The 14,371-nt window shown below is 65.8% G+C and carries 12 protein-coding genes; 5 read left to right on the forward strand and 7 right to left on the reverse strand.

Features of this window, described 5'->3' with window-relative positions; translation table 11 throughout:
• Positions 1-16: 16 nt before the first annotated feature.
• The 3 genes from M1L36_RS20695 to M1L36_RS20705 all read left to right on the forward strand — a co-directional run bounded on the left by M1L36_RS20695 (position 17) and on the right by M1L36_RS20705 (position 2,628).
• A complete protein-coding gene (locus M1L36_RS20695; RefSeq protein ID WP_250875657.1) occupies positions 17-1,228 on the forward strand; it encodes a DegT/DnrJ/EryC1/StrS family aminotransferase in 1,212 nt (403 codons plus the stop codon).
• Positions 1,225-2,271 (forward strand): Gfo/Idh/MocA family protein, encoded by a 1,047-nt coding sequence (locus M1L36_RS20700; RefSeq protein ID WP_250875658.1) that lies wholly within the window; start codon positions 1,225-1,227, stop codon positions 2,269-2,271. Before M1L36_RS20695 ends, M1L36_RS20700 begins: the two co-directional genes overlap by 4 nt.
• A gap of 198 nt (positions 2,272-2,469) precedes the next feature.
• Positions 2,470-2,628, forward strand: coding sequence for a DUF7563 family protein (locus M1L36_RS20705; RefSeq protein WP_250875659.1), 159 nt, complete (start codon positions 2,470-2,472; stop codon positions 2,626-2,628).
• Between the two features lie 30 nt (positions 2,629-2,658).
• Here M1L36_RS20705 and M1L36_RS20710 read toward each other — a convergent pair whose 3' ends face one another.
• A complete protein-coding gene (locus M1L36_RS20710; protein ID WP_250875660.1) occupies positions 2,659-3,462 on the reverse strand; it encodes a nucleoside phosphorylase in 804 nt (267 codons plus the stop codon).
• 152 nt (positions 3,463-3,614) lie between these two features.
• On the opposite strand from M1L36_RS20710, the gene M1L36_RS20715 reads away from it, so the two are divergent.
• Positions 3,615-4,904 (forward strand): RNA-guided endonuclease InsQ/TnpB family protein, encoded by a 1,290-nt coding sequence (locus M1L36_RS20715; protein ID WP_250875661.1) that lies wholly within the window; start codon positions 3,615-3,617, stop codon positions 4,902-4,904.
• A gap of 173 nt (positions 4,905-5,077) precedes the next feature.
• Here the strand turns inward: M1L36_RS20715 and M1L36_RS21765 are convergent, their stop codons facing one another.
• The 5 genes from M1L36_RS21765 to M1L36_RS20735 form a co-directional block, all read right to left on the reverse strand.
• On the reverse strand, positions 5,078-5,221 hold the full coding sequence (locus M1L36_RS21765; RefSeq protein WP_439954818.1) for a DUF7563 family protein: 144 nt from the start codon (positions 5,219-5,221) through the stop codon (positions 5,078-5,080).
• 255 nt (positions 5,222-5,476) lie between these two features.
• A complete protein-coding gene (locus M1L36_RS20720) occupies positions 5,477-6,694 on the reverse strand; it encodes a Cdc6/Cdc18 family protein (RefSeq protein ID WP_250875662.1) in 1,218 nt (405 codons plus the stop codon).
• Positions 6,695-7,627: 933 nt separating this feature from the next.
• Positions 7,628-8,413, reverse strand: a complete 786-nt coding sequence (locus M1L36_RS20725) for a methionyl-tRNA formyltransferase (RefSeq protein ID WP_250875663.1) — start codon at positions 8,411-8,413, stop codon at positions 7,628-7,630.
• A gap of 1 nt (position 8,414) precedes the next feature.
• Positions 8,415-10,388 (reverse strand): class I SAM-dependent methyltransferase, encoded by a 1,974-nt coding sequence (locus M1L36_RS20730; protein WP_250875664.1) that lies wholly within the window; start codon positions 10,386-10,388, stop codon positions 8,415-8,417.
• A gap of 232 nt (positions 10,389-10,620) precedes the next feature.
• Entirely contained in the window at positions 10,621-12,048 is a 1,428-nt protein-coding gene (locus tag M1L36_RS20735; RefSeq protein WP_250875665.1) for a lipopolysaccharide biosynthesis protein, read from the reverse strand.
• Positions 12,049-12,129: 81 nt separating this feature from the next.
• Between M1L36_RS20735 and M1L36_RS20740 the strand changes: the two genes are divergently transcribed.
• Positions 12,130-13,179, forward strand: a complete 1,050-nt coding sequence (locus M1L36_RS20740; protein WP_250875666.1) for a glycosyltransferase family 4 protein — start codon at positions 12,130-12,132, stop codon at positions 13,177-13,179.
• Positions 13,180-13,253: 74 nt separating this feature from the next.
• Here the strand turns inward: M1L36_RS20740 and M1L36_RS20745 are convergent, their stop codons facing one another.
• Complete coding sequence (locus tag M1L36_RS20745) at positions 13,254-14,318, reverse strand: glycosyltransferase family 4 protein (RefSeq protein WP_250875667.1); 1,065 nt, start codon at positions 14,316-14,318, stop codon at positions 13,254-13,256.
• Between the last annotated feature and the right edge of the window lie 53 nt (positions 14,319-14,371).

Genomic DNA, 14,371 nt, shown 5'->3' on the forward strand with positions numbered 1-14,371 from the left:
AGTCTTGCTCGACGTAATGACCGACCGCGACGAGTCCGACGACGCGCGCGAGGGCGTCGCGTTCACCGACATCTACGTCGACGACGCCATCGTCGACCGCGTCACCGAGACCCTCCGCAGCACTCGCTACGTCAAGGGTGCCGGCGTCCAGCGCTTCGAACGCGCGTTCGCCGACCTGTGTGGCACCGACCACGCCGTCGGCGTCAACAGCGGCACCGCTGCCCTCCTCCTGTCGATGCAGGCCGCCGGCGTGGGCCCCGGTGACGACGTGTTTGTCCCTGGCCACACGTTCTTCGCCAGCGCGAGTCCCGTCCTCCACCTCGGTGCGAACCCCGTGTTCGTCGACGTCGACCCACGGACGTACACGATGGACCCGAACGACCTCGCCGCGACGGTCGCCGCCAGCGACTCGCCGAAAGCGGTCGTCCCGGTCCACCTCTACGGCCACCTCGCCGACATGGACGCGATCCTCGACGTCGCCGACGAGCACGACCTCACCGTCGTCGAGGACTCGTGTCAGGCGCACTTCGCCACCCGCGACGGCCACACCGCCGGGGCATCAGGCGACGCCGGCGCGTTCAGCTTCTACCCCTCGAAGAACATGACCGTGGGCGGCGACGGCGGCATGCTCGTCACCGACGACGACGACCTGGCCGCCCGTGCCCGCCAACTGCGCGATCACGGCCGGGACGACGACGGCGTCCACCAGGTCGTCGGCCTCAACTACCGGATGAGCGAGGTCGCGGCCGCCGTGGGTCACGAACAGCTCGACCGCGTCCGCGGGTGGAACGCCGCCCGCGCCACCGCCGCTGCGCGCTACGACGAGTTGCTCGCGGGCGTCGACGGCGTCCAGACGCCAGCCGTCGCCGACGGCACACAGCACGTCTACCACCTCTACGTCGTGCAGGTTCCCGCCGCCGACCGCGACCCCCTCCGGGAGTACCTCGCCGAGCGTGACATCGAGACGGGCATCCACTACGAGACGCCCGTCCACCACCACCCCGCCGTCGCCGAGGAAGTCGGCGACGTCCACCTCCCACGGACCGAGGCGCTCGTCGACCGCATCATCTCGCTGCCGATGCACCCGCGCATCACCCCCGAAGAGGTCGAGATGGTCTGTGAGACCATCGAGTCGTACGTCGCCAAGCACGGGGGCGAGACCGACGTCGCCGACGTCACCGACCGCACGCCCGCCCGGACCGACGGTGGCCGGGAGGCCCGCCGATGAGTCGGGACTACGCCGTCATCGGGACGGGCTACTGGGGGTCGAACCACGTCCGCGTCGCCAGCGAACTGCTCGCGGAGGGCCACATCGACTCGCTGACCATCTGTGACATCGACGAGGAGCGCGTCGCCGACCTCGCGAGCAACTACGGCGTCGAGTACACCACCGACTACACGACGCTCGCCGAGCGCGGCGACGACGCCGCCGTCGTCGCCGCCCCCTCCCCGACCCACCGCACAATCGCGACGGAACTCCTCGACGCCGGCCTAGACGTGCTCGTCGAGAAGCCCCTGGCGCTGTCCAGCGAGGACGCGTGGGCCATCGTCGACGCCGCCGCGGCCAACGACCGCGTGCTGGCGACGGGCCACATCTTCCGGTACCACCCGGCGCTCTGTGACCTGAAACGGCGTATCGACCGCGGCGAGTTCGGCCAGATTCGCTACCTCAACACCACCCGGTTCGCCTACCGCGCGCCCCGGTCGGACGCCGGCGCGCTGTTCTCGCTGGCCGTCCACGACGTCGACATCTACAGCTGGCTGCTCGGTCGGGATCCTGAGCGCGTCTACTGTACGATGGACGCGACCATCCGCGAGGGTGTCGACGAGACCGCGACGCTCACCCTGAGCTACGGCGAGGGGACGACGGGCGTCATCAACGAGTCCTGGAACGTCCCTGTCACCGAGAAGCGACGCGACCTCACCGTCGTCGGCACCGAGCGCACCGCACACGTTGATTACCTTCAGAACACAGAACTGGAGCTCCACGACGCGACGATGGTCCGCGACGGCGACGCCATCCACGCCCGCCAGGAAGGGAGCCGTCGCCACGAGACCGACGCCTACGAACCGCTGCGCGCCGAGGTAGAGGCGTTCCTGGAGGGGTGTGAGACACGGACGTCGCCGTCGGGGTCCGGGCGCGTCGGCGCACGAGCGGTCGAACTGCTCGAACGCGCCGAGGAGTCCGCCCGGACCGGCCAGGCCGTCGACGTCTCGCTGCGGGCGCGCGGCGAGCGGTCGCTCGGCACCGTCACCGAACAGTCCGATTGACTCTCACCTCTCGGGCAGACGAAGAGGTCGATGCTGGCGACTGGTCACGACTCGGAATCGACACCGCCGTTCCCGCCCTCGGTTTCTCGTTTTATCGGTCGAATCTACCGAACCAAACTCTGTCTCAGGAGGCTACAGATATAGACGGCACACGTAGGGGTATGTCGTGCCATCGGATAGACACGGAGTTGGCAAACTATGGCACACTGTACACACTGCGGCGGACACATCTCGCAACGATTCCTGACGGTGTTCGGTGACGGCGAGGACCGCGTCTTCGCCTGTCCGAGTTGCTCGGCGAACGCCGGTATCGCAGAGGTCGCGAAAGAACGAGCGGGCGTCGACTGGGGACGCTGACGCGGGAGCTGTCGAGAACCGGGCCGACGATCAATCCTCGACGACGTACTCGGTGAGCGCCGCCACCGTCGGGTCGAGCAGTTCGATGAGGTTGTCTTCGCTCTCTGGCACCCACCCATCGGGGTCGAGGTAGTCGCCGATCCCGTGGACACTTGCCGTGGCTACATCGTGGTATCGACAGACTGCCCAGATGGCCGCCGATTCCATACACAGCGAGAGCACACCGTCGTCGCGGTACTGGCGAATCTCGGGGACCGTCTCGCGGTAGAACGCACTCATCGTCCACGTCGGGCCGCGAGCAGTGTCGAGATTCGCCTCGGTGAGCGACTCATCAAGCACACTGACGAGGTCGGACGTCGCCTCGACCGGGTCGTCGTGCTCGAGATAGTGGTACGACACTCCCTCGTCGCGAATCGCCTCGGTAGGTAAGATGGCCGTCCTGGGGTCGAGGTCGGTCTGGAGTGCCGCCCCACCCCCGAGGTAGACGACCGCTCGTGCACCAGCGGCGATGGCGTTCTCGGCGACGGTGGCCGCGACGGGCGCGCCGATACCGACCTCGTGGACCGGAACGTAGCCCACCGACTCGGAGAGGACGAGACACCGCTGTGAGCGGACGATGTCGACGGCCTCGACAGCTCGCTCTTCGACGTGGTCGGTCAAGTGTTCCTGGAATCCCAGCAGAATGGCCGGTGGGAGGTCGGGGACGCCCTCACCCTGTGCGTCGAGGGCATCTTCGGGCGAGAACAGCGCCTCACCGTCGTGTTTCTCCGGGAGGTTCGGAATCATGTGGGGCGCTCGAAGCGCCGGTGGAAACCGTTTGTGGAGGTGTGACATCGGTTCAACACCGTCGGCAACACACCGCGTTTTTCACCATATGAAATTGTATATGGCCAATAATATTCGCCCTAGGCCACCAGTATGGCATATAAAATCCACCATACCAAACAAATGATTTATAGAAATGCCACACAACACGTGATACACAGATGGAGGTGATTCGTACCGTCAAAGTCAAACTCGACGTCCCCACAGAGCGGTGCGACGACCTTCATCAGACAAAGGATCAGTTCCTCCACTGTGCGAACACCACCGCAGAATGGGCGTGGCGATACCCGAACGACTACTGCGTGACTTCAAAACGGAACGCCGAGAGCGCCCTCTACGAGCGACTTCGTGGCGAGACGGAGTTGGTTGCGAACCTCGTTCAAAAGGGGGTTCGACGCGCTATCGAAGCCACGAAAAGCGGTATCACCCGACTCAAAAAGGGCGAGAAGACGAGTCAGCCGCACTTCGATGCGTGGAGCGTCGTCTACGACAAACGTTCTGCGACGTTCTACCGCGACCACGTGTCGCTATCCACCGTGAACGGGCGGGTCAAGTGTGACTACGTGCTTCCCGACAACCCGGAAGGAACGCCGATTGGCGAGTATCTGCTGAACGAGGACTACGAGTTCCGTATGTCCACATTGCAGTACGACCGACCCACAGAGTCGTTCTACCTCCACGCACGGATGCGCCGAACCACAGACGAGCAGTCTACGGCTACTTCTGACACCAAGCACAGAACAGTCCTTGGTGTTGACCTGAACGTGGACGGTTCGCTCGCCGTGACTTCGACAGGCGCGTTCGTCGGGAATGCCGACGAGATGAATCATCGACGCCGAGAGTTCGAGAAGACACGTGGATCGATGCAACAGACGGGCACGCGGTCGGCCCACCTGTCGATCCAGTCGATGACCGACCGTGAACACCGCTGGATGCAAGACGAACTGCACCGCGTCTCGAATCAGATTCTCGAAGAAGCCCGCGATCACGGTTGTACGCATATCGCATTCGAGAATTTGACCGACATTCGCAAGCGGATGGCTCGTGGGAAGCGATTCCACGTATGGGCGTTCCGGCGCCTCTACCAGTACGTCAAGTACAAAGCCGAGATGTCCAAGGTCGTGGTTGAGCAGGTAAGTCCTGCGTACACGTCTCAGCGGTGTTCATCGTGTGGGTTTACCCACGAGTCAAATCGGCGGTCGAAACACCAGTACGTGTGTCAGAAGTGCGAGTACGAACTGAACGCGGACTACAACGCGAGCAAAAATATCGCTCGTAAACTGCTCAAGAAACTCCACTCGGGGCAAACGTCTTCGAGTGGAGGCGCACCCTGTCAGTGTGCGCTAGCGTCAGGGACGCTGAACCTGAACGGCGAGTACATCGCCTCCGTCAATTCGACGGCAGAAGGGGAGTCCACTGACAAGCCCACGACGTCAGTCGGGGGTTACTGACTGAAAACGTGGTGTTCGAAACCGGCCAATAGAACCATCTGAGGCATTTTCCAAGACACTACTATTGGAAGCTAGATTGAGAAGACGATGGAAAAAACGGGTACTCACGACCACTGGCTCGCCACCAACGACCACGACGGCGAGCCGTGGTCGGCGATAGCGAAACGGAGTGGTTACTCCACTCTCGACTGAGACGCTTCGGCGATACCCGCGTTCGCGGAACACTGGGGACACGCCAGCACGTCCCCGTTCCCGTCCGCGAACACACGCGCGAAACGCTCCGAGATGTGAGCACCACAGTGGTCACATTTTCCCATTGGAAGTTTCTGCCGAGGTATACTCGGCAGGTGCGGGGTAGATGCGAGGAGTGCAAAAGCACGCGGCCTGTCTTATGCAAGCCAACGGCGGTCGTACTATTGGGTAGTGCTCAGTCGTGATCGAACCACGACGCCGTGTGCCGGATGTGGTGACCGTCCTTGTCTCGGCCTTAATCGCCTTCAGGAAGTATGTTGGCTGGGCGTGGCTCAGCGCCATCGTAGAGCACTCATCAGAACGTACGGTCGTGGGGGGTCTTATTCGACGTTTTCACAGGCTCGAAGCACGGTTTCGGGGGAGTCAGTAAGATACACCGCACGGTAAGTTCCTTTCCCCTTTCCAGCACCCTTCCGCTGCTGCTGGAGGACGTCCAGATCCTCCAACTCATCGAGCAGATCACGGACACGGCGCCACGAGAGCGTATTGATGTCAACGTTTTCGTACTCAGTCAGTTGTTCGTACTTCGCGTAGACGTCGTGGGATTTGACGACCTCACCGGTCGGTGCGTGTCTGGCTGTCAGTGCTACGGCCTGCATGACGTACTTCGACTGTACCGGTTGCGTCTGCATCATCTTGACCAGTTTGTCCTCTTCTGCCTTGTCGAGCGCTTGCTCGACGTGGCCGGTCTGGAGTGTCTGTGCCCCTTCGCGCTCGGCTATTTCTCCCGCCTTTCGGAGAAGATCGATGGCTTGTCGCGCGTCACCGTACTCCTTCGCGGCGAACTTCGCGGCCGTCGCGAAGACGTGGTCAGCGTCCTCGTCTAGAACACTCTCGGTGAACGCATCCTGTCGAGCCTTGAGAATCTCTAACAGTTCCTTTGCGTCGTATGGAGGGAATACCAGCTCGTTCTGCGTGAGACTCGATTTTACCTCGGAGCCAAGTCGCTGCTCGAACCGTGCCTTGTTGCTGATACCAACGAGGCCGAGTTGGCATGAGTCGAGCTTCTCAGATTCCCCCGCTCGCGAGAGCGTACCAAGTGTCTCGTTTGGATCTTCGAGCTTGTCAATTTCGTCGAGGATGATGATGCCAACGTCATAAAGTTGGTCGAACGCATCCCAGAGTCGGTCGTAGAGTCGCGAACGGGAGACACCGCCAGATGGGAAGTATACGTTTGTCTGCTCGCGGTCATTGATGCTCTCGCCTGCGGTAACGATGACCTGTGTCTCCGTACTGTTCTGCATGCAATCAACGTAGGCAACACCGATGCTGATGCCGTTGTCTGCGCCCCGGCCAACGAGTTGGCGGAGAAGATACTTCGAGCACATCGACTTGCCGACACCCGGTTTCCCGAAGATGAAGACGTTGTTTGGCTTCTGACCGTTCATCGCCGATCCCAACTCGCTCGCCAAGTCGGTCAGTTGCTTCTCCCGACCGATGATCCGACTATCCGACTCGGGTATGGTTTCGATTCGGAGGAGGTCCTTGTTGGAGAATACGGCCCCCACCGACTCAAAGTAATCCTTTTCTTCGGACATACTACCTTTCTTCCCCGAATCAATAATAAGTATTCGGCAAGCGAGTTTCCGTTGAAAATCGCCTCTGAAGGAAAACAGAAGCCTTCTCAAAGAGCTTTACAACGGAAATGCGCGCCCGAACTGCTGTACGTTTCCGCTGTATCGTAGGTTCCAATCAGGCCACGGCCGCAGAGGATGAGTGTAGATTTCCGTTGTAGGAGTCACTGCCCAGTTTGGATTTCTGAGTCCACGAGAGTACGTTTCCGCTGTATAGCGATCGTTGAGCAGAAGATCGAGAGAGGTAGCGCTCGTTTCCGCTGTAACAACTCCCATCGCCAATGGCACTCATTAGCGGTGCCAGTTTCCGCTGTATAAGTTATAAATAATACACTAGTAAGTTCAGAAAAGCTTATTGAAGCACCCGACCAACCGCTCACCAAGTCCGATTAAACGTGAGGCAAGGGAGGTGTTCCGCCGACCGTCCGCCGGGGTGCACCACACCCCAATTTCCCATACAGCGGAAACGTGCTCTCGCACTCCCTCCACACAGTTGACCGACCTCTCTCACTCGTGTCCTCCAATCAATCGTCCATACAACGGAAACACGCACTCACACGCTCCAGAGAACCCATTCGACAGACGGGGTGTGAAACTCACGTTTTGACCGCTAGACGTCTCCTACCCATTGTATTTCATCGAGCAAACGGGGTCTCTTCTCTCTCGTCAATTACATCGAGCAAACAGGGGACCCAATGCACTTCTTCAATACCAACAACGAGTACGAAATTTCATCCTGGCCACCATTTTGAGAATCTGATCGGGGGAAGTCGGAGGGCGCTAGGAAACACACCGTGGGTACCGTTGGATTGCAGACATCCCATCACCGTGTTTGAGCTAGAAGCGAATCGCGGCAGAGAGACGAGAGAGACCGGGCAGAACGCGAGTTGCCCGCTACTAGTTATCGAACCACGACGCCGTCAGCCGGATGCGGTGGCCGTCAAGCGTCGTGTAGGCGGGTTCGAACGGTGGGAAGTCGAGCGCACGAATCAGGTCGTACGTTTCCTGTTGGACCTCGTGGTCGGAACTGGCGAGACGCTCGGCGGGTATCTCCTTGCGGTCGGCGAGGCTGTCTTTGGCGTAGAAATACCGCTCCCCCTCGAATTCACTCTGAGCGGTCTCCATGTCGTCGATTTCACCGGAAACGACGTGTGGTAAGTACTCCTCGAACAGGTCGATAGACGCTGTGCGCGTCTTCTCGTACAGCGTTCGGGCGGTATCGTCCTCGGTGATGTCGACGAAGTTCCGGCCGATGACGTCGCCAGCGTCGACCTCCTCGGCCATCACGTGCAGCGTCGTCCCGTGTCGCCAGTAGTCGTCCTCGCGAGCGTTGAGGATGGAGTGGCTGAACACGTTCGAGCCGCGATAGCGCGGGAGTTCGGCCTGGTGTAGGTTGAGCGCGGCCCGCTCGGGGTGGCCGAGCAACTCGCCGTCGAGGATATTGGGATAGTAGACGCTGAGCAGATAGTCGACGTCGTACTCCAGGACGCGGCGTTCCTCGGCGAGCGTCGCCACCTCGTAGCCGTACTCCAGCGCCTGCTCGTGGACCGAGCCGTCCCACCAGCCCTCGTGGTCCCGCGGGTAGGTGACGACGAGCGGTATCTCGACGTCGGGGTGGTCGTGGAGGCGGTCGAGACACGCTTCTCCGAGCGGGTGACTGCCGAAGAAGGCGATTCGCACCACGTCAGTCGTCCCCTCCGGTAGCGGTCGACCCGAGCGTCGAGGCGTCGCTGCCCGATTCGTCGGCCGCGTCCGCAGCGTCGGTGGGCGACCCTTCGTCGGCGTCGTCGGTCCGCTCGGCGGGGGCGGGCGCGGGCGTCGGTACCCGTCCCGACCCCGCCACGCGTTCGCGCTCGCGGTCGAGCAGGTTCGTCAGCGCCATCAGGTGCGAGCCGACCTCGTAAGCCCCTTTGAACTGCTGGTCGGGGACGTCGATGTCGCCCGCGGTCGTCATGAACCGGATGGGGACGCCCAGGCCGCTCTCGTCGGCGAGGGTCGTCCCACGGTCGTTCTCGCCGTCGAGCCAGCGCATCGCCCGGCCGAGTTCGGCGTCGTAGTCGCGCTCGCCGCCCGCCGCGTAGTAGTGGGCGACGGCGTTGACGAAGAACGTCTGGTGGCACGCGTAGAGGAACTCCCAGTGCGGTGGACGGGCCTCGCCGCTGCCGAGGCGACGACGCAGTTCCGTCCCGAGGTACGCCCGCCGGGAGGGGTCCTCCCAGATGAACGCGCCGTCCTCGCGCATCCGCTCGTCGACGGTGTAGTCGAGGACGGCCTCGACGTTCTCCAGGTAGCCACGTCGACCGGTCACCTCGATGGCGCGACAGAGCCCCCAGAGCGTGTACATCTGGTTCTGGTGGCGGCGGGTCGTCGGGTTCTGGAAGTAAAAGAGGGTCTTCCAGGCGTTCTGGTGGTCGACGACGGTGTCCATCGCGCGGTCGATGCCCGCCCGAACGTCGCCGTCGAGCGTCCGCTCGTAGAGGAACGTCCAGCCGTAGAGGACGAGGCTGTCCTCGCTGTGGTCGAAGCTGGTTCTGGGGTCGGCGTGCTCGAACAGGTCGTGGGCACGGTCGAGGTAGCGCTCGTCGAACACGTCGCTCGCCAGCGCGAACGCACACGTCAGCGGGCCGAGACCGTAGCTGGGCATCTCGTCGAGCGCGCCGTCCTCGTCGATGCGCGTCTCGACGTACGACAGTTGGCGGCGGAGCTTCGCGTCGTAGCGGTCGGTGCCCAGGTCGGAGACGCGCCACTGCATCGCGCCCATTAGCGCGAACGGTGCGTAGCGCCACTGGACGTCGTCCGCAGCGGTCCAGTTCGTCGCGCGACCCAGCGCGTCGACCTCGTAGGTGAGTTCGCGGGTGACGTGACCGCCCGCCCCGTCGTCGGCCCAGAAGCCGTTCTCGTCGGTCGGCCGGAACAGGCAGTCGAGCGCGCGCTCCAGGTCGCCCTCGCGGTCGGCGGGGCGGGCGCTCAACACGAGGTAGGAGGCGTCCTCCCAGTCGCCGCTGGGGTGGCCCTCCTCGTCGGGGCGGTTCATGCGGGCGGTCTGGCGCTTCGCGAGGTCGACGAACGGCCGTTGGAGTGCGGGCGGCGCGAACACCGCGAGCTTCGAGTGCAGCCAGTAGGGGTGCTGGTAGACGAGTCGGTAATCGGCGAGCGTCCAGTCGGGTTCGAGCAGGTCGCGGGCCATCTCGGGGGTGTAGTACCGGAGGTTGTACTTCCCGCCGGTCTCGTACGGCGAGCGCGGCGTCGGGAGCGAGAAGACGAACCGGCCGGTGGGGGCGACGACCCGCCTGACCTCGGCGGTCAGCGCCTCGATGTCGAGGAAGCGCCAGTCGTACGGGCCGATGCAGACCGCGCCGTCGAAGTGGTTGTCGGGAAACGGGAGCCGCGGGGACTCGGGCGAGACCCGCTCGTAGCGACTCACGTCGTCGCCAAGCAGTTCCTCGGAGTGGTCAATGGCCGCATCGGAGAAGTCGACGCGGCAGACCTCCTCGGCGTCGAGACCGCGCGTGACGTTCGCCTCGCTGGCGATGTCGAGGACGCGCCCGCGCTCGCCGAGCAGGTCCCACGCTTCTTCCTTCTCGGCGTCCCGGAGGTACTGGTAGACGGGGTCGGCCGGTGGCTGGTCGACCCAGCGCGTCAGCGCCTCGTCACGCATGGCGACCCCCCGCGAGACCCGCCCCGTGGCGACCGGATGCGCGCCCGAGGACGGCCCGGTGTGGCGTCACTACCGTAATCATACTCCTCCGTGTGCGCCCCCGACCTATTGGAAATCGGACGCTAACGCGTGGCCCGCCGACCTAATCGTGCGTTTCGCGGTCGGACGACGGGGCGACGACCGACGACGAGACGGTGAGACGCCGGCGAGTCGAGGACGACGAACGCGGCCGTCAGCTCTCGCCGTCGGGGCGGGCGAGACCGACGACCCGCGCTCGGGTGGGGGGGTGGACGCCGAGACAGGCCGCGTAGGTCACCCCCCCGAGCGCGACGAGCGCGAGCAGCGACGCCGGCGAGTCCGGGACGACGACGCGCGACCCGGCGAAGACGACCACGCCCATCACGAGCGCCGCGCCGGTCTGTACCGCGAGGCCGTGCCAGTCGACGCGCAGGTCGATCAGCGCGGAGAGCGCGTGCCACTGGAGCGCGGCGGCGACGCCGGCGGTGAGCGCCGTCCCGACCGCCGCCCCGAGCGGGCCGTACGCGAGCGCGAGGCCGACCGTCAACACGAGGTTCGCTCCCAGACCGACGGCGTTGGTGACGAACACCGCCCGCGGTCGGTCCAGACCGAGCAGCGTCGACTGGACGACGTCCTTCACCGACTGGGCGAGCTGGCCGGCGACGAGGACGGCGAGCAGCGCGCCGCCACCGAAGCCGTAGGCGATAGCCATGAACGGCCCGCCGAGGACGGCCGCGCCGACGACGGCCGGGACGACGAGCACGAGACCGAGCGACAGCGACTCGGTGACGGCCGTCTCGATGCGCCCGTAAGCGTCGCTCGACGCCCACGCGCTCACCGTCGGGGAGAGCGACGCCCCCACCGCGGAGCTCGCCATCGCGACGACGAGGCTCACCCGCCAGGCCGCCTCGTAGGTTCCGACGGCGGACTTCGAGACGAACAGCGCGAGCACGAGCGTGTCCAGCCAGGAGTACGCGAGGTGGCTCACGTTCATCCCCGCGGTGTACGTCGAGAACGACAGCAGGCTGTGGAACGTCTCGCGGGTCGGAATCGCGAACCCCGTGTCGAGCAGGAGGAGCGCCGCGAGCACGCGGACGGCGTGGCCGATGAGCAGGCCGTAGACCAGCCCGATGGGACCGGCACCGCCGACGACGAACCAGACGCTCGCACCGACGCGGGCGAGTTCGCCACCGAGTTCGAGCCCCGCGCTCGTCGCCAGCCGGCGCTCGCCGCGCAGCGCCGACAGGAGGAGCCACTGCCCCGTCTCGACGGCGATGACGGCGACGACCAGCGGCGCGACGGCCAGCCCGACGAGCGAGGAGAACGCGTCGGCGAACAGGAGGACGGCGGCGGCGACCAGCGTGAGCGGGACGGCTACCAGCGCGAACGCACCGGTGAGGTGACGTGCGCGTTCGGCGTCGTCGGCCGCGCTCGCCAGTCGCTGGACGACGGCGCTGTCGACGCCGAAGCGGACGAGCACGGCGACGAGGACGACGACCGTCTCGAAGGTGAAGTAGACGCCGAGGCCGGACGCGCCGAGTTCCCGGGCGAAGTAGACGGTGGAGGCGAACCCGACGGCGCTGCCGCCGAGACGCGCGCCGAACAGCGCGACGCTCCCGCGGTCGACGCTGTCCTCACCCATCGACGCGAGCCTCCGACATTGTCGGACCGTCGGACCACGTCCGGATAGTTATATGACGGCTACCCCCGACGACCCAGAGGAATGGACCCCGAGGACGCCCACGTCGTCATGCTCTGCACCGACCCCCACCCCGCCCACGCCGGGTTCGCGCGGGCGGTGGGAGCCGAGCAGGTGGGCTTTCGCGACCGTTCGGCCGGCCCGCTCTCGGGGGGCCTCGCCGAGGACGCGCTGAACGCGTTCACCTACCCCGACGCCGACGTCTACCTCGTCGAGGGGTCCCAACCGCTGTACGCCGCGACGCTCGCGCGTGCCCGCACCGGCGCGAAGGTGGTGTACCTCTGTGCGGACCACGGCCTCTACGACCTCGGGCGTGGGTCGTTCGCGGGCCAGTCGGGGCTGAAGACGCTCGTCGGGCGGTTCGGCCGCCCAGCGGTCCGGGCAGTCGCCCGCCGGAGCATCGACGGCTGTGTCGCCGTCTCGGGGTTCGCCGCCGAGTTCGTCCGCCCGTTCGTCGGCGACGCGCCCGTTCGAGTCGCCCACCCCTACGTCCAGCCCGAACGCTACGAGGCGCTGCTGGCGCTCGACGACGCGGGCGAGGACGATGTGAACGGGCCGACCGCCCTCACCGTCGGCCGCGGCGCGCCGTACAAGGGCGTCGACCTGCTCGTCGGGGCGTGGCCACAGGTCAGAGCGAGCCACCCCGACGCGACGCTCCACGTCGCCGGTGCCGGCCACCCTGACGCCTACGCCGACGTCCCCGGCGTCGTCGTCCACGGGTTCGTCGACGACGCGCGACTGGTCGAGCTGTTCGCCGCGAGTTCGCTGTTCGTCCAACCCTCGCGGATGGACACGTTCCCCGTCAGCACGCTCGAAGCGCTCTGTGCCGGCTGTCTGCCGCTCGTCACCGAGACCGCGGGGACGCGTTCGGAGGCCCGCGCACTCGACCCAGCGCTGGTCGTCGAGCCGACTTCCGAGGCACTCGCGACAGGCGTCTCGCGCTTTTTCGACCGACCACGCGCCGAACGGGAGACGCTCACCGCCCAGGCTCGCGAGCGGGGACGGTCGTTCGACGCGACGACCCGACGGGCGGCGTTCCGCCGGGCGTTCGAGGCCGTCGTCGAGCGACTCTGAGCCGGGGCGACGAGCGCGTCACGCCGTGGCCGACGCTCTGAGAGGGAAGGAGGTGCTCCGAGGCGACCCGCGCGCTACGGGTGTTCGACGCGGCCGACGACACGTTCGTAGACGACCGTGACTCCCGCCGCGCAGTCGTCCCACGTCGACACCGGTCTGCTCGGGACGTCGCAGTCGAGTGCGACCGCACGCTCGACGGCCGCCGCGACCGCTCGTGGGGTCGGGACCGTCACGTCGACGCAGTCCTCGCGGTCGACCCAGTCGCGTAGCCCCCGGGCCGCACGGACGACGGCGGGCGTTCCGGTCGCCAGCGACTGACCGACCGTCCGGCCGGCGGGGTCGACCCCCGAGAGCGCGAGGGTGGCGCTCGCGCCGGCGTACAGCCCGGGCAGCGAGCAGCCGTCGCCGAGAAACGTGACGCGGTGTGCGAGGCCCCGCGAGCGAGCGAGGTCCCGGAGTGCGGCGCGTTCGGGACCGGTGCCCGCGACCAGCAGGTCGTACTCCGGGAGCGACGTCAGCGCCCGGACGGCGTGGTCGACGCCCGACCCGGCGACGAGGGGACCGACCGACAGGAGGTACGGTCGGTCGCGGTCGAGGGCGTCGGCGCGACGGGTGGCCACGAACCGGGCGTCGACGCCGGTGGGGACGACCGTCGCGTCGACGTCGAACTCGGCGACGAGTCGCCGACGCTCCCAGTGGCTGACCGCGACGACGGCCGCCGCACGTGCGAGTGCCCGCCCCCCGAACGGTCGGTACGCTCGCTCCGCGAGTCGACCCAGGTGGGTGACGCTCGGCCCCCGGTACTGGGGCGTGGCGACGACCGGCACGTCGGCGGCGAGCGCGGCCTGGACGAACGGGAGGCCGTGGTAGTCGTGGACGTGAACGAGGTCGGCGAGACCCTCCAGCGCCGGACCGAGACCGGGGACGAACGAAGGGCCGTCGTGCAGTCCGAGTCCGTCGAAGCGCCGGACCGAGACGCCGTCGGCGACCTCGAACACCGCGCGACCGGGGCCGCCGTCGGCGGTCACAACCGTCACCCGGTGGCCGGCGGCGGCCTGGCGACACGCCAGCGCGTGGACGTAGCGTGCCACGTCGCCGTCGCTGGGCGGGTAGCGACGGGTGACGTGGCACACGTGCATACCGGGCGTTCGGCGACCATCGGTTTCGTTAGGAATCGGTTACCGGGAGACAG

Source organism: Halomarina rubra (genome assembly GCF_023699475.1).
GTDB classification, from domain to species: domain Archaea; phylum Halobacteriota; class Halobacteria; order Halobacteriales; family Haloarculaceae; genus Halomarina; species Halomarina rubra.

What these genes read in the sequence shown, in the direction of transcription:
- M1L36_RS20705 (WP_250875659.1), top strand. Translation starts at nt 2,470, where the DNA reads ATGGCACACTGTACACACTGCGGCGGACACATCTCGCAACGATTCCTG.
- M1L36_RS21765 (WP_439954818.1), bottom strand. Translation starts at nt 5,221, where the DNA reads ATGGGAAAATGTGACCACTGTGGTGCTCACATCTCGGAGCGTTTCGCG.
- M1L36_RS20700 (WP_250875658.1), top strand. Translation starts at nt 1,225, where the DNA reads ATGAGTCGGGACTACGCCGTCATCGGGACGGGCTACTGGGGGTCGAAC.
- M1L36_RS20710 (WP_250875660.1), bottom strand. Translation starts at nt 3,462, where the DNA reads ATGTCACACCTCCACAAACGGTTTCCACCGGCGCTTCGAGCGCCCCAC.
- M1L36_RS20720 (WP_250875662.1), bottom strand. Translation starts at nt 6,694, where the DNA reads ATGTCCGAAGAAAAGGATTACTTTGAGTCGGTGGGGGCCGTATTCTCC.
- M1L36_RS20740 (WP_250875666.1), top strand. Translation starts at nt 12,130, where the DNA reads ATGGACCCCGAGGACGCCCACGTCGTCATGCTCTGCACCGACCCCCAC.
- M1L36_RS20735 (WP_250875665.1), bottom strand. Translation starts at nt 12,048, where the DNA reads ATGGGTGAGGACAGCGTCGACCGCGGGAGCGTCGCGCTGTTCGGCGCG.
- M1L36_RS20730 (WP_250875664.1), bottom strand. Translation starts at nt 10,388, where the DNA reads ATGCGTGACGAGGCGCTGACGCGCTGGGTCGACCAGCCACCGGCCGAC.
- M1L36_RS20745 (WP_250875667.1), bottom strand. Translation starts at nt 14,318, where the DNA reads ATGCACGTGTGCCACGTCACCCGTCGCTACCCGCCCAGCGACGGCGAC.
- M1L36_RS20695 (WP_250875657.1), top strand. Translation starts at nt 17, where the DNA reads ATGACCGACCGCGACGAGTCCGACGACGCGCGCGAGGGCGTCGCGTTC.
- M1L36_RS20715 (WP_250875661.1), top strand. Translation starts at nt 3,615, where the DNA reads ATGGAGGTGATTCGTACCGTCAAAGTCAAACTCGACGTCCCCACAGAG.